Annotated in this window: 18 protein-coding genes; 11 read left to right on the forward strand and 7 right to left on the reverse strand. The window is 67.0% G+C overall.

The genetic code is table 11. The features are described 5' to 3' along the window. Positions 1-323 precede the first annotated feature (323 nt). Positions 324-710: an Rv3235 family protein gene (locus NA11_RS11375; RefSeq protein ID WP_281196853.1), complete on the forward strand. Its 387-nt coding sequence runs from the start codon at positions 324-326 to the stop codon at positions 708-710. Between the two features lie 41 nt (positions 711-751). Here NA11_RS11375 and NA11_RS11380 read toward each other — a convergent pair whose 3' ends face one another. After that, positions 752-2,074, reverse strand: coding sequence for a reverse transcriptase family protein (locus tag NA11_RS11380; protein WP_084654531.1), 1,323 nt, complete (start codon positions 2,072-2,074; stop codon positions 752-754). A 502-nt stretch (positions 2,075-2,576) separates the two neighbouring features. Continuing rightward, complete coding sequence (locus tag NA11_RS11385) at positions 2,577-3,035, reverse strand: type IV toxin-antitoxin system AbiEi family antitoxin (RefSeq protein ID WP_069161801.1); 459 nt, start codon at positions 3,033-3,035, stop codon at positions 2,577-2,579. Positions 3,036-3,076: 41 nt separating this feature from the next. On the opposite strand from NA11_RS11385, the gene NA11_RS11390 reads away from it, so the two are divergent. From NA11_RS11390 to NA11_RS11400, 3 genes are all read left to right on the forward strand, one after another. Continuing rightward, entirely contained in the window at positions 3,077-3,781 is a 705-nt protein-coding gene (locus NA11_RS11390) for a TetR/AcrR family transcriptional regulator (protein WP_069161802.1), read from the forward strand. Positions 3,782-3,984: 203 nt separating this feature from the next. Next, on the forward strand, positions 3,985-5,778 hold the full coding sequence (locus NA11_RS11395) for an ABC transporter ATP-binding protein (protein WP_245745829.1): 1,794 nt from the start codon (positions 3,985-3,987) through the stop codon (positions 5,776-5,778). Further along, positions 5,775-7,508 (forward strand): ABC transporter ATP-binding protein, encoded by a 1,734-nt coding sequence (locus NA11_RS11400; RefSeq protein WP_069161804.1) that lies wholly within the window; start codon positions 5,775-5,777, stop codon positions 7,506-7,508. The genes NA11_RS11395 and NA11_RS11400 overlap by 4 nt, the downstream gene beginning before the upstream one ends. 4 nt (positions 7,509-7,512) lie before the next feature. Here NA11_RS11400 and NA11_RS11405 read toward each other — a convergent pair whose 3' ends face one another. Then, positions 7,513-8,514, reverse strand: a complete 1,002-nt coding sequence (locus tag NA11_RS11405; RefSeq protein WP_069161805.1) for a poly(ethylene terephthalate) hydrolase family protein — start codon at positions 8,512-8,514, stop codon at positions 7,513-7,515. Between the two features lie 375 nt (positions 8,515-8,889). Between NA11_RS11405 and NA11_RS11410 the strand changes: the two genes are divergently transcribed. Beyond that, positions 8,890-9,255, forward strand: a complete 366-nt coding sequence (locus tag NA11_RS11410) for a hypothetical protein (RefSeq protein WP_069161806.1) — start codon at positions 8,890-8,892, stop codon at positions 9,253-9,255. Between the two features lies 1 nt (position 9,256). Here the strand turns inward: NA11_RS11410 and NA11_RS11415 are convergent, their stop codons facing one another. Beyond that, positions 9,257-9,841 carry a TetR/AcrR family transcriptional regulator gene (locus NA11_RS11415; protein ID WP_069161807.1) on the reverse strand — a complete coding sequence of 195 codons (585 nt, stop codon included), beginning with the start codon at positions 9,839-9,841 and terminating at the stop codon, positions 9,257-9,259. A 207-nt stretch (positions 9,842-10,048) separates the two neighbouring features. Between NA11_RS11415 and NA11_RS11420 the strand changes: the two genes are divergently transcribed. Both NA11_RS11420 and NA11_RS11425 read left to right on the forward strand, forming a co-directional pair. Beyond that, positions 10,049-11,305 (forward strand): NADH:flavin oxidoreductase/NADH oxidase family protein, encoded by a 1,257-nt coding sequence (locus tag NA11_RS11420; protein ID WP_069161808.1) that lies wholly within the window; start codon positions 10,049-10,051, stop codon positions 11,303-11,305. A gap of 245 nt (positions 11,306-11,550) precedes the next feature. After that, positions 11,551-12,306 (forward strand): MBL fold metallo-hydrolase, encoded by a 756-nt coding sequence (locus tag NA11_RS11425; protein ID WP_069161809.1) that lies wholly within the window; start codon positions 11,551-11,553, stop codon positions 12,304-12,306. Positions 12,307-12,349: 43 nt separating this feature from the next. On the opposite strand, the gene NA11_RS11430 is transcribed toward NA11_RS11425, so the two are convergent. Continuing rightward, entirely contained in the window at positions 12,350-12,763 is a 414-nt protein-coding gene (locus tag NA11_RS11430) for a DUF5997 family protein (protein ID WP_069161810.1), read from the reverse strand. Between the two features lie 85 nt (positions 12,764-12,848). Between NA11_RS11430 and NA11_RS11435 the strand changes: the two genes are divergently transcribed. Then, positions 12,849-13,766 (forward strand): LysR family transcriptional regulator, encoded by a 918-nt coding sequence (locus NA11_RS11435; protein ID WP_069161811.1) that lies wholly within the window; start codon positions 12,849-12,851, stop codon positions 13,764-13,766. Positions 13,767-13,809: 43 nt separating this feature from the next. Here NA11_RS11435 and NA11_RS11440 read toward each other — a convergent pair whose 3' ends face one another. Together NA11_RS11440 and NA11_RS11445 are read right to left on the reverse strand one after the other, a co-directional pair. Then, the gene (locus NA11_RS11440) at positions 13,810-14,121 is read right to left on the reverse strand and encodes a hypothetical protein (protein WP_069161812.1); all 312 of its coding nucleotides are present in this window, start codon (positions 14,119-14,121) and stop codon (positions 13,810-13,812) included. Between the two features lie 105 nt (positions 14,122-14,226). Continuing rightward, entirely contained in the window at positions 14,227-14,496 is a 270-nt protein-coding gene (locus NA11_RS11445) for a DUF2631 domain-containing protein (protein ID WP_069161813.1), read from the reverse strand. 167 nt (positions 14,497-14,663) lie between these two features. On the opposite strand from NA11_RS11445, the gene dxr reads away from it, so the two are divergent. The 3 genes from dxr to ispG all read left to right on the forward strand — a co-directional run bounded on the left by dxr (position 14,664) and on the right by ispG (position 18,590). Then, a complete protein-coding gene (gene dxr, locus NA11_RS11450) occupies positions 14,664-15,821 on the forward strand; it encodes a 1-deoxy-D-xylulose-5-phosphate reductoisomerase (RefSeq protein ID WP_439957060.1) in 1,158 nt (385 codons plus the stop codon). 242 nt (positions 15,822-16,063) lie between these two features. Further along, entirely contained in the window at positions 16,064-17,260 is a 1,197-nt protein-coding gene (locus NA11_RS11455; RefSeq protein WP_069161814.1) for a M50 family metallopeptidase, read from the forward strand. A gap of 172 nt (positions 17,261-17,432) precedes the next feature. Further along, complete coding sequence (ispG, locus tag NA11_RS11460; protein ID WP_069161815.1) at positions 17,433-18,590, forward strand: flavodoxin-dependent (E)-4-hydroxy-3-methylbut-2-enyl-diphosphate synthase; 1,158 nt, start codon at positions 17,433-17,435, stop codon at positions 18,588-18,590. Positions 18,591-18,656 lie beyond the last annotated feature (66 nt).

Consider the following 18,656-nt stretch of genomic DNA (forward strand, 5'->3'; position numbering starts at 1 on the left):
GACCAGTGCGCGGTGGAGTTGTCACGTTGTTCGGCACCTGCGACGCTGGAAATTCGCCTGTCGTGGTGCTCGGCGGGCGCGAGTGGTCGCTTGGTTGGTGGACGGGGGTCGGTGAGCGTGGGATGCTTTCGCGATCCGATCGCGGGGGACGCGACGTGAGCCGAGGGGGAATCGACGTGGATGGGTTTGTTGCACCGTTGCCTGCGCCGGTGGCTGAGCCGCCGGTGGGGGAGTTTCGGCGATCTGCGGGTGTGGTGCGCGGAAGTGGGTCGTCGTGTCACCTTCGACCATCAGGGCATGGCGACCGGTCGCAGCGGCCGAGCATGCCTGATCAGTGTCGCTCCTTGTACGTGGGGCATGTCAGGTCGCGTTTTATCGACGAATCGGATAGTGAGGCAAGACAATTCGCGCAGCGGGCGGTGCGGGTCGTACTGGAGGTGCTTGATCGTCGTCGGCCGGTCGCGCACCTCGACAGCATCGCCAATACTTCGGTGGTGGCGGCGGTGCGCACGTTGGTCAGGGATGATCTCGTGCCTGGGCGCGCCTTGGGTGTGGCGGTATCGCCGCGAGTCGACGTCGTGATGGTCAGCGATGCCGCGGCGGAGCTGGTTGCTGCGTACGACCGTGGATCGCGGCATTTCGCACTGGCCGCACGTATTTCCCGCACTCGTCGTAAAGGCTGGCGTCTGACTGCCGTCCGAGTGCGGTGACCGAGCTTGCGGTGCGATCCAACGCTGGCTCGACGACGGGTTCACCCACCACCCTCGTGGAAATCCTCGACTGCATCTGCCGCAAGCCCTGAACCGGCAGCGTCGCTCTGAGTCCAGTCGACGCGCTTTGCCATGTCCAAGAGTTTCTGGCGACGGGTTGGGCTGGTCGCGCCGATCCAAGCGATCGAACCATAGACGTGGGCGCGAAAGTTGGGGTGGGCGTTGTGGTTTTGGGCCGCGGCGCCGGTGCGCAGGCAGTTGTGCAGGAGGGCGCGCACCGCGTCGTACTGTGCGCGGGCGACCGCGGGACGATCGTTGACGACCAAGCCGGCCAGGACTTGGCGTTGGTGCGGCCGCCGCACGGAGGTCTTGTCGCGGTGCACCTCGAAGCCTTCGTCTTCGATGATCCGGGTCAGCGCCCAGATCATGGCGTCGACATCGGTGTCGGCGGGATCGGACAGGGCGAGGTCGTCGGCGTATCGGGTGTAGGTGAGGCCATGTCTGCGTGCGTATCCGGACACTCGGCGATCGAGGTTGCGGGCGATCAGATTGGCCAGTCTCGGCGATGTCGGCGCGCCTTGCGCCAAGTGTGGGGTTCGCAGCAGGCTCGCCTGCTCGTGATCGAGGCCGGTCAGTGCGCGGATCGCCGTCGCGGTGGTGCACAGGTCGGCGAGCACAGTGGCGACGTTCTCGCGGTACCCGCAGGCGCGAAACACCCCGCGGACGCGGGCGACACCGATGCTGGGAAAGAAGTGCCGCAGATCCAACCGGACAACGACGGCCGCTCGCGCGTGCGGCGCGGCGAATGTTGCTGCGCTGGCACCCTTTTCGAATCCGTGACAAGCCGGATGCGCAGGTATCCCGGCTAGGATTCGCCGGGCGATTGTGCGCTGCATCTCTCTAAGACGCGGTTTCGGCGCCTCGACCAAGCGCACGCCGTCCTTTTTCGGTATCCGCCGATACCGGTAGTGCGCGAGCGGTTCTCGGGTGCGGCGCAGCCAGCCGCCGTGGTCGGCGAACCAATCCAGCTCGTCGGGCGTGAGATTCAGCATCCGCGCGACAGCGCTCGTGTCCGGGAGTTCCGGTGCGCCGAAACGCAATTCGTCCGGAACAGGCTCCAGTTGTGCGATCACGATTGGGAGAGCAGGCAATTCGGTGAGCAGTGCCCGCAAGGTGACCACACTGTCGATCGGTTCGGTCGGCATCAGCCCGATCACGCGCACCGCGAACACCTCGGCGCGTTCCCGATCGAGCACCGCGGCGAACGCTTCGGCGAGATCATCCCGATGCCACCGACCACCGCATCGCCCGAACTCGTCTGCCAGGCGGGCAGCGACGAGGGCGGGCAGCGCAGGTCTGTTCATCTCGGACACGGCGTGGTGGGGCGACCACAATCTCTCGTCCTCGGCGCCGGCCGGCACGCGGAGCGTGCGGAGCGGCTTCGGACGCTGAACCCAACTGCTGAAATGCCCCCAGGGGTTACCCCTGAGACGGGCCCGATCGACCCACTCTCGCCCCACCACCGCCGCATCCTGCCCATCATGCAGTCAGCTGGTCGAACCTGTCCACTGTTCCGTTGCGCCAGCACCGTGCGGCGCTCGGTCACCTCTGGATTGCGGCTGGCAATGCCACTCGTTATCGCTGCAATCGCAACGTTAGTAGCCGCTTCTCTATGTCGTTGCAGTGCAGGTCGAATCTATTCGTTGTGATCGCAACGCTAACCCTGCACTGTGCAGGCGTCAGCCGATTACTTGTGCAGCCGTATTCCACGTGTCGCGGACGATGCGGAGTGCTTCAGATAGTCGCGTTCGACTTGGGCATCCGCGACGCCGAACTGCGTTGCTGTGCTGGCGCGTTCGCCGGGGTTCATGGGCATGGTTGCCCCGCTATCGCGGCAGCTCGTCTGAGGGCTGCTCGTAGGCGTTGCTGGGCGGCGAGGTCTGCGAGTCGGTTGGGGTCGCAGCGGCGGTAGAGGGTGCGGATGGCTGCGGGCACCTCGGTTTCCGCGTCGCCGAGTCCGGGACGGTGTGCCAGGTCGAGCACGGTCTGCTCTGGCGTGGTGACGAGGGTGCGGCCGAGTTCGGTGCGCAGGAGTTCGGCGTCGAGGCGATCGGTGTCCCGAGCGACGAAGCGAACGAGAGCGTCACGGTCGGTGAGTTGCCTTGCCGCACGTTGTTTGGGAACCGCGACGATCGCGACCGCAAGTGCCCGCGGGATGGCACCGAGCAAACGGGCGGCGCTGACACCCATGAGGACGGCGTTGTCGGCGCCGAAGTCGGCGGTGGCGATGCCTGCGGCGACAGCCTCGAGTGGCGGGCCTATCATTGGATCGCTGTTCCAACTGTTCGATCGAGTGAGGGGATCCGATGCCAGGAGGTTCCCGGCGGGCGTATCGGACCGGGTTGTCGCGTGCCGCGATCGTTGAGGCGGCGCTGGCGCTGACCGCCGAGCGTGGGCTTGACCGGTGGAGCATGCGTGATCTCACGGCGCGGCTCGATACCTCGCTGTCGGTGATCTATCACCATGTCGGCGATCGGGACCGGGTGTGCGCGGCCGTGGTGGACCGGGTGTACGCCGATATGGATCTGACGCACGACGAAACCGATTGGCGGCAACTGCTTTACCGCGTGCTGTCGTCGATGATTGATCAGCTGGCGAACTACCCGGGCGTCGCGGCGTGGCTGCTGCGCAATGGTCCGCAGACCGAACAGCTGGTGCCGGTGCTCGAGACCGGCATTGCGCGGATGCTCGACGCGGGGTGGGGTGACGAAGCGGCCGCCGCCTATTCGGTGGCGTTCAATACGTCGCTCGGTCTGATCGCCCTCGGCGACGAGGAGGAGCGTGACGGCGTCGCGCCCGGGCTGGTCGGACTGCTCGGCATGCTCGAGTCGCACCCGGCGGCCGGTCGCGGCGCCGAGCAGATGCGGCGGATGGTCGTGCCGTTCACCGGTGATGCCGCCGAGCGTGCGGCAACCCGCCGCGAGTACTGCCGGTACGCGCTCGGCTTGGTTCTCGATGGACTCGAGGCGCGGCTGAAGCAGCTCCAGAGCGGAGAATCCTTGTCGCGGTGAGGCTTTGCCTTACCGATTCGGTGCTGCCGATTGGCTGTGCTGTCGGCCGACGCGGTTGTGTGAGCGCTGTCCGGTCACCCTCCGGCTACTGCGCGTCGGTCGGTGCCCCTTGCGATTGTCGGGCGTATGCGTTTACGCTCCAAATTAGAACAGTGATCTAATCTGACTCTGGGGATCGAATGAGCACAGCGGTGATTGACCCGGTGACAACCGAGGTTGCGCAGGTAGACGAGGGGCCGAGCGGCGTGCGCGTGGTGCTCACGCCGGTCCGCGTCCCGCTCGCGGTGGCGGCCGTGTTGCAGCTAGTCGGCGCGTTGGCCGGTCTCGCGCCGTACATCGCGGTGGTCGAGATCGCCCGCGAGTTTCTGAGTAGTGCCACGGCGGATCGCGGCGCGATATGGGCGTGGGTCGCGCTGGGCGCGGTCGGCTTCGCCGTTCGAACAGTCTGTGCGGCAAGCGCATACACGATCAGCCATATCGCGGATGCCGACGTCGGGCTGACTGTCCGACGTCGGATGACCGAGCACCTGGGCCGGGTGCCGCTCGGCTGGTTCACCGAGCGCAGCTCCGGACGGGTGAAGCGGGTGCTGACCGACGATGTCGCCTCGGTCCATCATGTGGTCGCGCACGCGATCAATGATCTGGTCGCCGCCGTCGTCACTCCCGGTGTCGCACTGGGCTATTTGTTCTGGCTGGACTGGCGGCTGGCATTGCTCTGCCTCGCCCCGCTGGTGGTGTGGGGCGGCTTGGTGGCGGTGATGTCGCGCGACGAGCAGGCCAGGATGGCGCGGTGGAGTGCGGAATTGGACAAGGTCAGCGCCGCGGTCGTCGAATTCGTGGACGGCATCGCGGTGGTGAAGGCCTTCGGCCAGGCGGGGCGCGCGCAGGACAGATATCGGCGCGCCAGCGATGATCTCGGGCGGTTCCTGAGCGAGTGGGTCGGCCCGATGCGTCGGTTGGATGCGCTTGCCTCCCTGATCATTTCGCCGCCGGTGCTGCTGCTCGTCGCGCTCGCGGGCGGGGTGTGGGTCGGTGTCGATCCCGTCGAACTCATCGCGTTCGTCATGCTCGCGGTGGGTCTCGGCGCGCCGGTGCTCGCGCTCGGCTTCGGTGCGCTGGCGTTGCGCGTGGCAACCGATGCCGCAGGCCGGGTGGCCGATCTGCTCGCGACACCGGAGCTGAGTCGGGTCGCCGAGCCACGGTTACCACGCGGCGGCCGTGTCGAATTCGATGCGGTGCGGTTCTCCTACGACGGACGGTCCTCCGCGCTCGACGGTATCGATCTCGTGCTGGAGCCCGGCACGGTGACGGCGCTCGTCGGTGCGTCCGGCTCGGGCAAGACGACGCTGGCGCGATTGCTGCCGCGCTTCTGGGACGTCGACGACGGTGCGGTGCGGATCGGTGGCGTCGATGTGCGGGAGATGCCGGAGCGTGAGCTCTACCGCCAGGTGGGGTTCGTCTTCCAGGAAACGATGTTGCTGCGCACCAGCATTCGCGACAACATCGCGCTCGGCCGTCCCGACGCGGATCACGCCGAGATCGAGGCCGCGGCGCGGGCGGCGCAGATCCACGATCGCATCACCGAGCTGGCGCGGGGCTATGACAGCGAGGCCGGCGTGGATGCGCACCTGTCCGGTGGTGAAGCGCAACGGATTTCGATCGCGCGAGCCATCCTCGCTGACACGCCGGTCCTGGTGCTCGACGAGGCGACCGCGTTCGCGGATCCGGAATCGGAAGCGGCGGTACAGGATGCGCTGTCGCGGCTGCTCGGTGCCGACGGCCCTGCGGCGGGCGTCGCATCCGATGGCGCAGGCATCGAGCGAACCCTACTTGTGATCGCGCACCGCCTGCACACGATCCGCGGCGCGGACCGCATCGTGGTGCTCGCGCACGGTCGGGTGGTCGAGACGGGCCGCCACGACGAACTGATCGCGGCCCGTGGTGCGTACGCGCGGATGTGGGCAGCCCAGTCGGCACACTCGGAGGAATTGGCATGATTCGCAAGCTGTTTCGCATCGTCGACCCCGCCGACCGGCCGCGGTTCCTGCGCTGGATCGGGTTGATCGTGCTCTTCTCGGTCCTCCAGGGCAGCTGCGTGCTGCTCGTGGTCCCCGTGCTCCGCCCACTGTTGGCGGGCGACCGGGCCGCCGCGATGCCGTGGCTCGCCGCGCTCGCCCTCGGCACGGCCGCGACCGGCGCGGTGTTCTATGTGCAGGCGGTGCAAGGTCAGGTGATCGCCGACGCGCTGCTGCTCGGCATGCATCACCGGGTCGGTGATCACCTGGCGCGGCTGCCGCTCGGCTGGTTCGGCGCCAACCGCATGGGCAGGCTGACGCACTCCATGTCGCAGGGGACGACGAACATCATCGCCGTGCCTGCCCATCTGATGCAGCCGGTGATCAGCGGTGCGCTGACACCGGCGGTAGTTGCCGTCGGCATGGTCGTTTTCGACCTGCGGTTGGGGGCGGCGCTGCTTGTCGCGGGCTTGCTGCTGCTTGTCACCCACAACTGGGCACAGTCCGCTATGGCACGCAGTTTCGGCGCCATCGATCACGCCTCGGTCGAAGCGGCGAGCCGAGTGGTGGAGTTCGCTCGAAATCAGCAGGTGCTCAGGGCATTCGGCCGTACGGGCGCGGACAACAAGCTGCTCGACGACGCCATCGTCGGACAGCGCCGCGCGTACGGCGAACTGAATCGCCGCGCGGTGTCCGCGCTGCTGGCGTTCTCTGTTGCCGTGCAGGCCGCGTTCGTCGCGCTGACCGCGGTGGGTGTGGTGCTGGCGCTGGGTGGTTCGCTGGATGCCGCCGAGCTGATCGCGTTGCTCGTGCTCGTCACCCGCTTCGTCGGTCCGCTGCTGGAGATCGTGGATCACGGTGCCGCACTGCGGATGGCGGCCGAGGACATCGATCGCATCGACGAGGTGCTCGCCGTCCGTCCGTTGCCGGAAGGCGCCGTGGAGCGGCCGAGCTCGCGTGGGTCGGTGCGCTTCGAGAACGTCAGCTTCGGATACGGCGACCGGACGGTGTTGCGCGACATCGGTTTCGAGGCACGCCCCGGCACGCTGACGGCGATCGTCGGACCCTCCGGGGCCGGGAAGACAACCATGCTGCGGCTGGTCGCGCGCTTCTGGGATGTCGACGCGGGCACCGTGTGGGTCGGCGGCACCGATGTGCGTGACCTGACCACGGAAGCGCTGATGAGCCAGCTGGCCATGGTGTTTCAAGACGTGTACCTGTTCGACGACACCATCGAGGCCAATATCCGTCTCGGCAGGCCGGACGCCACCGTCGACGAGATCCGCGCGGCGGCAAGGCTGGCGCGGGTCGACGAGATCATCGACCGTTTGCCCGACGGTTGGAACACGCGGGTTGGTGAGGGCGGCGTCAGCTTGTCCGGTGGTGAGCGCCAACGGGTTTCGATCGCACGAGCGTTGATCAAGCAGGCCCCGGTCGTGCTGCTCGACGAGGCGACGGCGGCACTCGACCCGGACAACGAGGCGGCGGTGGCCGCCGCGCTGCGCGCGCTGGCCGAGCAGTGCACTGTGCTTGTCGTCGCGCATCGGCTGCACACCGTCGCGTCGGCCGACCAGATCCTGGTGCTCGACGAGGGTGGGATCGTGCAGCGCGGCACGCATGCCGAGCTGATCGACCAACCCGGTCGCTACCGTGACTTCTGGCGGGAACGAGAGCGGGCGAAGGGCTGGCGGGTGACCGCCGGAATGCGTTAGCAGCCTAGGCGGGAAGCTTGTCGGCGGCCTCGTTGCGGAGGGCGTACTGGACGACGGGGTCGCCGCGCAGCTTCCAGCCCGCACCGGTGAAGTAGCTCGCCGCGGTCTTGTCGCCGTCCACCAGATAGCGCAGCCAGGCGAGCGTGATGCCAGCCATCGGGTTGTGGGCGACGTCATCCCACGGTGTGAAATGGCTTGCGCCCCTGACGCATGCGATGAAGGCGGGGGCGTTGCGATTCAGTTCGAATTCGGTCCACCTCGGGAGGAAGTCCGGGACGATGAAGTCGGCGGAACCGGTGAGGTAGAGCGTGGGCACGTTGACCAGGAAGCTGGTGGAGTACGGCGACGATTCGGTGGGAACCGCGCCGATGATCCGGTACTCCGGATCGATCTGCTGGTAGACGTTCGGCGGGATACTCGCGCCGTCGATCGCGGCACCGCCACCACCGGAATGACCGCCGATGACGGTGCGGCTCAGATCGAGCTTGTCGTGCAACACATTTCCCGGATCGTGGTTGGCCCGCGACAACGCCGTTGCGGCGGCGATCGGCATCTCGTAGAGCGAATTGACGAAGTCGTAGGGGATCGCAACCACGAAGCCGTGGCTCGCCCACAGGCGAGCGCTGGCGTCGTAGTTGCCCGGGTTGTTACTGAAGCCGGGGATCCAGACGACCGCGGGCACCTTGCTCATCGACGCGATGTCTTTGGGGTAGTAGAAGTTCACGCCGACCGGTGACTCCAGGCCCGCAGGAAACGCGCGGGTGCACGGCATCGCCGAATGGTTGCCGAACAGGGGAGTGAAGGCGTTGTAGACGGCATACAGCGAATCGCACGGGTAGGTCGCGGCGGTGCTCGCCGTCTCGTGCGGCCCGGTGGGCGCGTACTGGCTGACCGGGACCGTGCCGGGGTTGTATGGCTCGGCGGACGCGGAGATGCCTGTTCCGGCAAGCGTCGCTGCTGCGGCGAGCACCGCGACGATGCCACGTCTGACGCTGAATCGAAGCATGGTTCAACCTTCCCGGCAGGCGCTCTCGGTGATCGATGGTCGATCGATCGGACTGCACGCTACTAGGACGTATGTCCAGCTGCTACTACTGCGCTCGTCTCCTTAAGTCCGGTCAAGCCAGGCTTAACGCGCGCTGTCCTATTCCGTGCCGAGGAAGGGGTTTCGGACCGGACAATTCCCGCACACGCAGGGCTCGGATAAATGGGCTCCTTTGTTATTAATTTCCGCGGCAGCAATAATCCTCTCACCTCGCCGGAAAAGTCATTCGGGTCAACGGAAGTGGTAGTCCTTTGGGATGACGACGCCGCCGTTCCGGATCCGTACTGTGGCCGCCGGGAGCGACTCAGCGCTCCGGAATGAGAATGGACGGAAACAATGAAACTGCTCAAAGTTGCTGCTGCCGCTCTGTTTACCGCGCTGCTCATGGTCCTTGCAGTGCCAGGCACCGCAACGGCCGCCACCGATGTGGACGCGGTCGGCGGACGCGGGAAAATCGACGTGTCGGTGCAGTCGGACGAAAAGTTCTGGATCGGCCTCGTTTATCTCGATGGCAATGGCCAGAACTTTGTGCTCTCGCCGGGCGGCGAAGGTTCGGTCGGCCCTCGGGCGACAATCGAGGGGGTCGCGCCCGGCCGCCATCACCTCGTCGTCTATATCGCGATCAATGGGAATCCGGCCTACACGGCCCTCGATCGACAGATCGACGTGGCGCCGCAGGCAGGCTCGGGTTCCGGTAACTGAGCTAGCGGGCCTCGCCCGGCAAGTGCGGGGCGAGCAGGGCGTCGAGGTGGGCGGCGACGCGGTCGAGTGGGCTCACCGAGCGGGCGGCGATGGACATGACCACCGCGCCTTCGACGGCGGCGACCGTCACAGTGGCCAGCGTCTCGGCGGCGGCCCGGTCGACGCCCGCGTCCGAGAGTAGTTCTGCGATAAGGGTTTCCCACTCGGCGAAGGACTCCGCCGCGATGCCAGGCGCGGCGGGCACGTCCGCGCCTGCCAGTGCTGCGGCGACAATCGGGCAGCCCGCGGTGAAGTCGCTGGCGATGAGAGTTTTGCGCCACATGCGCACGAAGGCGGCGAGGCGGGCGCTCGGTCCGCCCGCCGGTGCGGTCGCGGCGATGATCGCGGTCATGGCCTGGCCTGCGACGCGGGTGGATTCCTCGATCAGTTGTTGTTTGCCGCGCGGGAAGTTCTGGTAGATCGAGCGGCGCGCGGTGTTGCTGTAGGTCACCAGTTCGGTGATGCCGGTGCCCGCGACGCCGCGGCGGCGCACCAGGTCGATGGTGCCCGCGATGAGCCGATCGCGTGGGGGAGTGCTGGATCTCATCTGCTCACAACTCCTTCACGGCCCGCGATAGAACGATCGTGCTATCGCGTCGATGTCTCGATGCTAGTCGCTGTTCGCCTCGTGGCGGCGGGACCCGGCCCTTGCGGTAGAACGATCGTGCTACTACGCTCGCCTTAACGTTACGGGCTGTCACCAGTACCTTGGCGCGCGCCCACCGATCCTGAACAAGCACCGAAGGATTCCCTGATGACCGCCACTGTGACGCTCTCCGACCGACTGCCCCTGCGGTGCGGCCTGGTGCTGCCCAACCGGATGATGAAATCCGCGCTCAGCGAAGGCCTCGCCGATGCCGGTCACGGCCCGGACGTGCGGCTCGAGCGGCTCTACACCCGGTGGGGCGCAGGCGGATACGGCCTGGTGGTCACCGGCAACGTGATGGTCGATCGGGACCACCTCGGCGAGCCGGGCAACGTGGTGATCGACGACGATCGCGACATGGATGCGGTGACCCGCTGGGCCAAGGCCACCAAGGACGGTGGGGTGCCGATCTGGATGCAGATCAATCATCCAGGCCGCCAAGCCAATCCGCTGGCGACCCGGCACCGGCCGGTGGCGCCGTCGGCGGTGGCCCCGAAGATTCCCGGCATGCCGACCCCGCGTGCGCTCACCGACGCCGAGATCGAAGCGATCATCGATCGGTTCGCCGCGACCGCGGGCGTCGCCGAAGCCGCCGGTTTCGACGGCGTGCAGATTCACGGCGCGCACGGCTATTTGGTGTCGCAGTTCCTCTCGCCGTCGGCGAATCAACGCACCGACCGGTGGGGTGGTGATCCGCAACGGCGCATGCGTTTCGTGCTCGAGATCGTGCGCCGCATTCGGGCAACGGTCGCACCGAGTTTCGCGCTCGGCATCAAACTCAACTCGGCCGATTTCCAGCGCGGCGGTTTCAGCGAGGACGAATCACGGAATGTGGTCGGGCAACTCGCCGACGAAGCCATCGACCTGATCGAAATCAGCGGCGGCAGTTATGAATCCCCGGCGATGATGGGGCGCGACGGCCGCTCGGCCAGTACTCGCGCGCGCGAGGCGTACTTTCTCGACTATGCGCAGACGGTGCGGGCGGTCGCCGGTGCGGTGCCGTTGGCGGTGACCGGCGGCTTCCGCACTGTCACCGCGATGGCCGATGCGGTCGGCTCCGGCGCCTGCGATCTGGTCGGCATCGGCAGGCCGACCTGCACCATTCCCGATGCCGCCGCATCGGTGCTCGGCACCGAGACCGATCGGCTTGCCGCGGTGTCCATCACCGCAGGCCTGCGTGGACCGCTGGCGAAGATGTCCTTCGCCCGGTCCTTCGACGGGGCGCTGGATCTGCAATGGCACACCGATCAGCTGCATCGGCTCGGGGCGGGCCTCGATCCCGATCCGCAGCGGCCGTGGTGGAAGACGATGGTGACGATGCTGCAGCGTAACGGGCTCGACGCGTTTCGGAGCAAACGGAGCTGACGTTAATCCGCTTTAAGTACAGCTGAAGTCGTTTGGCTGGAATGTCTTGGATGACCGGTTCTATTTACAAACAATATGACGGTTGTTTCGACAATCTTCCGAAAGAGTTGTAGTAACAACTGGCATCGCTTACCGTGTCGATGTCGCGGGGATGCCGGATTTTCGTCTGCGGACGTCGGCGTATCGCACAACAACTCCATACCGATCGAAGCTGCGGGGGCTACGAAGAATTACCGAGAGAACTGATGACCGTCTACGCCTTGAACACCGCGACCCTGCGCCCGCACGTCGTCTCCGCGGCACCCACCCAATGCCTCCTCGTCGAACGCGACACCGGACTGCTCGCCGTCGATGCCGGACTCAGCCGTGCACACCTGCGCGATCCGAGCGCCCTCAGCTTCGAGCAGTTCTTCATCCGCCGCCCGCACGATCCAAGCTTGGCTCTGGTCAACCAGATTCGTGCACTCGGCTACCGCCCCGAGGATCTCACCGACATCGTCCTGACTCACCTGCACAGCGAACATGCCAGCGGCATCATGGATTTCCCGCACGCCACGGTGCACGTCTCCCGCACCGAACACGACGTCGCGATGAACGGCTCGCTGCGCTCCCGCATGGCCTACCGGCCGACTATCTGGGCGCACCACCCGAATTGGCGTCTGCACGCCGGCACCGACATCTGGAAAGACATCCCCGGCGTCAGCGCCATCGACCACGACATCTACCTGGTCCCGCTCCCCGGCCACACGCTCGGCCATTGCGGTGTCGCCGTCCGAGTTTCGGATACCTGGATCCTGCACGCGGGCGACGCCACCTACCTCGACCCCGCCGACCAGTCCTCGTCCCTCGCCTTGCTCCTACGCCAATACCAATGGCTCTCAACAGCTTCCCGCGCCCAATCGCGCACCACCCACCAACTCCTGCGCGACCTCTCCACCAACCCGGACGTCCGCATCCTCTGCTCCCACCACCCAGCCCCAGACCTCTCGATAATCCACTGACCAAACCACGCGAGGCCCAGGCCACCAGAGGCCAGGTGCGGGACTAGCCGCGGTTTTTGGCGGGGCGGTTGGTGGCGGCGCGGCGTTCGGCTTCTTTGGTTTGGATGCGTTCGGTTTCCTTGCGGACCTCGGCGTAGTTGGCGCGTTCGCGGATGAGCCATTCCGGGGGGTCGGCGAGGAGGGCGGTGATTTCGTCGGCGGTGAGGGCGTCGGAGACTTCGGCGCGGGCCAGGCCGCTGTGGGAGACGCCGAGTTTGCGGGCGGTGACGTCGCGCGGGAACGGGCCGGTGCGGCGGAGTTCGGTCAGCCATTCCGGCGGGTCGGCGCGCAATGCCTCGAGGTCGGCGCGGGAAAGCGGGGAGTTCCGGAAGGTCTCGGGGGCAGCGGGAAGATAGATGCCGAGCTTGTTGGCTGCGGTCAACGGCTTCATCATCTGCGGGTTCTGGTCCGGGCTCACCGAGGTAGCTTATCGGACGCTGGCCGACCGATTTCGCCGCTGGCTGCGGGTCGCCGCCGATCGGGTGCCGATTAGTCTTTCTGGCATGAGCCGGTTGGAGTCCATCGACGTCGTGCGGCTGCGCTGGTTCGTCGCAGTGGCCGAGGAACTGCATTTCGCCAGGGCCGCGAAGGGTTTGAACATCGCCAGGCAGCGGTTGAGCCAGACGGTGATCGAATTGGAGAACGAACTCGGCACGAAGCTGTTCGTGCCCGGTGCGCAACCGACCCAGTTGACCGACGACGGCCGCGAATTGCTGGACGAGGCACGGGAACTCATCGCACGCGCGGCGGCGGTCGAGGCGCGGCCGGAGCCCTCGGCCGAGCCGGGACTGCGGGTGGGTTTCGTACCAGGCGTCACGGTGTCGAAGTGGACCAGGATCTGGGCTGAACGGTTCCCCGATATCCCGCTAGAGGTGGTCGGCGTGCCGATGGCGGAGCAGGAAACCGCGGTCCGCGCGGGCCTGGTCGATCTGTGCTTCGTCCGCCTGCCGGTCGATCGGGACGGCATGAGCGCGATCCCGCTCTATCGCGAACTGCCAGTCGTCGTGGTGCCCAAGGATCATCCGATTTCGGTGTTCGAGCAGGTGAGCATGGCGGACCTGGCCGAGGAACGGATGCAGGACGCCAGCGACATCGACACGGTCGCGGGTGCGATCGAATTGGTGGCCGCCGGGGTAGGGGTCGCGGTTGTCCCGCATTCGATCGCGCGCTTGCACGCCCGCCGCGACCTGGTCTACCGCACCGTCACCGACACGGCCGACACCGAGATCGCCTTGGCCTGGCTGGTGGCCAACACCACCGATCTGGTGGAGGAGTTCGTCGGCGTCGTCCGCGGTCGTTCCGCGCAAAGCTCCCGCTCGCCGCGCGCGAAAACCCCTCAGCCGCAACAGAAGACCCCGCCCAAGCGCACTCCTCGCCGCCCGGCTCCGGCCAAGAAGCCCGCGAAGCGTCGCGGGCGTTAGCCGACGAGCGGGACCCGATCGAGTCCCGCTCGGCGGCGGTCGGTCAGCTGCCGCAGACGGCGTTGAACGCGTCGGTGGCGGCGGTCATGTCGGCATTGTCGTCGATCAGCGCCTGCGCGTACGCGTCGATGGCCGCCTTTTCGGCGCCGACGGCAGGGAGCCCCGACAGCCGAGACGACAGCGAGTGCAGCGTGTCCGCGCTCATCCCGTCGGGCGACGTGTCGATGGCCGCGTTGATCCAGTCGATGGCGGTGTCACATGCCGGGGACTTGGCCTGCGCGGTGCCCACGGGCACGAAGACCAGCGAACCGACAGCGGCAGCGGTCAGCAGAGCGGCAGAAAAGATCTTGTACAACGGTCCCTCACGGTGTCAGCAGGAAGGCCCGCGACCACAAGTCGCAGACCCGAACCGAACACCATAACCAAACCGGACGAACGCCGCCAAACCGACGGCCCGCGACTAGCGCGGCTTGCGACGCAGGAACGAGTCCCGCACCAGGATGCCGACGATGGCGAGGGCGAAGCCGATCAGGAAGATGTCCTCGACATGGCCCTTGTGGTTACCGATGACCATCAGCACCAGAATCAGCGCGACGATCCAGCCGGACGCACGGAACGTGCGCGGCGATTCACCGCTCCAACCCCACGCGGCGGAGGGAACCTCGGCGGTGTCCACGTGAGTGACGATGCCGCGCTCGGTGCTGGCGGGTTCGAGTTCCGTGGCGGCCACGATCGCTCCTTAGCTGGTTCGGGTACCGCGGGTTCCGGTACGCACACGAGGGACTACTGCCCGTAATCGTGACATACGACGGTGCGTCGTTGTAAGTCGGCCACGCCGGTTGGTGCACGGCAGCGGGCGGCATCGGCGAGGCGGGTAAGCACGGTGCGTACTTTTGTGTGCGCCACAATGAACCGGTGTCCGACATCGTGAGAGTCCTGCTCCTCGGCAGTACCGGATCCATTGGTACCCAAGCGCTCGAGGTGATCGCCGCCAACCCCGACCGATTCGAGGTGGTCGGGCTAGCCGCGCGCGGCGGCAACACCGAATTGCTCGCGGCGCAGATGGCCGCCACCGGGACGCGCAATGTCGCGGTCGCCGATCCGGCTGCCGCGCAACGGCTCGACGTCCCGCTCGGTGGGCCCGGCGCGGTGACCGAGCTGGTGCGCCGCACCGAGGCCGATGTCGTGCTCAACGCGCTGGTCGGTTCGCTCGGCCTGGAACCGACCCTGGCAACGCTGCAGTCCGGCACCCGGCTTGCGCTGGCCAACAAGGAGTCGCTGGTCGCGGGTGGCTCGCTGGTCACCCGTGCCGCCGCACCCGGCCAGATCGTTCCGGTCGATTCGGAGCATTCCGCCCTCGCCCAATGCCTGCGTGGCGGGCGCGCCGAGGAGGTGGACCGGCTGGTGCTCACCGCGTCCGGCGGCCCGTTCCGCGGCTGGACCGCGGAGATGCTGGAATCGGTGAATCCGGCTGAGGCCAAGACGCATCCGACGTGGTCGATGGGCCCGATGAACACGCTGAACTCGGCCTCGCTGGTCAACAAGGGCCTGGAGCTGATCGAGACGCACCTGCTGTTCGGCATTCCCTACGACCGCATCGACGTCACTGTGCACCCCCAGTCGATCGTGCACTCGATGGTCACCTTCACCGACGGTTCGACGCTGGCCCAGGCCAGCCCGCCGGACATGAAGCTGCCGATCGCGCTGGCCCTCGGCTGGCCGGACCGGGTCCCCGGCGCCGCCGCGGCCTGCGATTTCGGCACAGCGGCGACCTGGACCTTCGAGCCGGTCGACAGCGTGGTCTTCCCCGCGATCGACCTGGCCAGGCGGGCCGGGGAGGCGGGCGGCAGCGTCACCGCCGTCTACAACGCCGCCAATGAGGTTGCGGTGCAGGCCTTCCTGGACGGCGCCATCCGCTTCCCCGACATCGTGCGCACCGTGGCCGCCGCGGTCGACGCCGCCGATCAATGGCGTGCCGAGCCGGATTCGCTCGACGAGGTGCTGGCCGCCGACACCTGGGCCCGCGAATTCGCGCGAGCCCGCGTGCAGGCCTGAGCGAACGAGGCAACGCCGCAGCCATTGCCTACGACGGAGCCGAGGCGTAGTCGTGTGCTGATCGACCGATCAGGACTCGCGGCCCGACCACTGCCTGGCACACTGAAGACGCAGGGCCGGATCGTGTCCGGTTACTGTGGTCCGGGTGCTCGCGGCCGTGCGGGTCCAGGTTGGTGGCGGTGCGATCCGGTGGCCGCACTTCATCGAGGCGAGCTGCGTACTGCAGGAGGGCTGTAAATCACATGGTGTTCGCGTTGGGGTTCGTGCTGTTCGCCCTAGGCATCACGATTTCGATCGCGTTGCACGAATGCGGGCATATGTGGGCCGCCCAGGCCACCGGCATGAAGGTCCGGCGGTACTTCATCGGTTTCGGCCCGAAGGTGTTCTCGTTCCGGCGCGGTGAGACGGAGTACGGACTCAAGGCGCTCCCGCTCGGCGGCTTCTGCGATATCGCGGGCATGACCGCGCTCGAGGAGCTGCGCCCGGAAGAGATCGAACGGGCCATGTACCGCCAGGCCACCTGGAAGCGACTCGTGGTCATGTCCGGCGGCATCGCGATGAACTTCGTGCTCGGCTTCCTGTTGATCGTGGTGCTCGCCGTCGGCTGGGGTCTGCCCGACCTGAACGAGCCGAGCGCGACGGTCGGCGAGTTGCAGTGTGTCGCCGACGCGAATCCCGACCAGTCCATGCAGCCCTGCGACGGCATCGGTCCGGCGGCACTCGGTGGCGTGCAGCCTGGCGACACCGTCACCTCGGTGAACGGCGTCAAGGTTGGCAACTGGGAGCAGTTCACCACCGAGACCAAGAAGGCGCAGGGCACGATCACCTACAACGTCGACCGGGCCGGACAGCAGGTTCAGGTCCAGGTGCAGCCGCAACGGGTGGTGCGCTACGCCAAGGACGGGACCAAGACCGAGGAGTCCAAGGTCGGCATCGTGCTGATGCGTCCGGTGCCGCCGGAGTACAACCTGCTGACCGCGATTCCGGCGTCGGCCGAGTTCACCGGCGAGCTGACCGTGCGCACCGTGCAATCGCTTGCCCAGATGCCTGCGAAGGTTTCGGCGCTGTGGACCGCGGTGACCGGCGGCGAGCGCGACCCGGAGACACCGGTCAGCGTCTACGGCGCCAGCCGGATCGGCGGTGAGAGCGCGCGCGAGGGCCTCTGGCAGGTGTTCGTGCTGATGCTGGCGAGCTTGAACTTCTTCCTCGGCGCGTTCAACGTGCTGCCGCTGCTGCCGCTGGACGGTGGCCACATCGCCGTGGTGATCTACGAGAAGTTCCGCAACACGTTGCGCGGGTGGCGGGGATTGGCGCCCGGCGGGCCCGTCGACTACATGAAACTGTTACCCATCACCTACGTCGCGGTGGTGATCGGTGGCGCGTACATGGTGCTGACCCTTGCCGCCGACATCGTCAACCCGATTCGCCTGTTCCCGTGAGTTTTTCCTACGCCGCGCACTCTCGTTTCCGGTGTCTTTCCCGACGCGGTACCCTGTCGCCGGCACTTGGGGGACAGCACGTTGTCGTAGGCGTCACAGGGTGGTCGTTCGGCGTGCGCGACTAAGCTCGGAAAGCGAACGGCCCGCATTGAACGGAAAGTAGGCACCGAAGGTGACCAGCACAATCGGATTGGGGATGCCCGCCGCACCAGCGGCCGTTCTCGCTCCTCGACGCAAGACCCGCCAGCTGCGCGTGGGCAATGTCGGGGTCGGTAGTGATCACCCCGTCTCCGTGCAGTCGATGACCACCACCAAGACCCACGACATCAACGCCACCCTGCAGCAGATCGCGGAGCTCACCGCGTCGGGCTGCGACATCGTCCGGGTGGCCTGTCCGCGTCAAGAGGACGCGGACGCGCTGGCCACGATCGCGCGCAAGAGCCAGATCCCGGTCATCGCCGACATCCACTTCCAGCCCCGCTACATCTTCGCGGCCATCGACGCAGGCTGCGCCGCGGTGCGCGTGAACCCGGGCAACATCAAGGAATTCGACGGACGAGTCGGCGAGGTGGCCAAGGCCGCAGGCGCCGCCGGCATCCCGATCCGCATCGGCGTCAACGCCGGTTCGCTGGACAAGCGAATGATGGAGAAGTACGGCAAGGCCACCCCGGAGGCGCTGGTGGAGTCCGCGCTGTGGGAGGCGAGCCTGTTCGAGGATCACGGCTTCGGCGACATCAAGATCTCGGTCAAGCACAACGATCCGGTGATCATGGTCGAGGCGTACCGCCAGCTGGCCGCGCAGAGCGACTACCCGCTGCACCTCGGTGTGACCGAGGCAGGCCCGGCGTTCCAGGGCACCATCAAGTCCGCGGTGGCGTTCGGCGCGCTGCTGTCCGAGGGCATCGGCGACACCATTCGGGTGTCGTTGTCCGCGCCGCCTGCCGAAGAGGTGAAGGTCGGCGGGCAGATCCTGCAGTCGCTGAACCTGCGCCCGCGCAAGCTCGAGATCGTGTCCTGCCCGTCCTGCGGTCGCGCCCAGGTCGACGTGTACACCTTGGCCAACGCGGTGAGCGCGGGGCTCGAAGGAATGGAGGTGCCGCTGCGCGTCGCCGTGATGGGCTGCGTGGTGAACGGGCCTGGCGAGGCGCGCGAGGCGGACCTCGGTGTCGCCTCGGGCAACGGCAAGGGGCAGATCTTCGTGAAGGGCGAGGTCATCAAGACGGTGCCCGAGGCGCAGATCGTCGAAACCCTCATCGAAGAGGCCATGCGGATCGCCGAAGAGCTCGGCGAGGAAGCCGGCGCCGGCGACCCGGTGGTCACCGTCGGGTAGTTCCGCAGGGGGACGGCAGCCAGCCGAGCGGGAGTCGGCAGCCAGCCGCGTGGCTGAGTTCGGTGT

The organism is Nocardia altamirensis NBRC 108246, assembly GCF_001612685.1.
Lineage (GTDB): Bacteria > Actinomycetota > Actinomycetes > Mycobacteriales > Mycobacteriaceae > Nocardia > Nocardia altamirensis.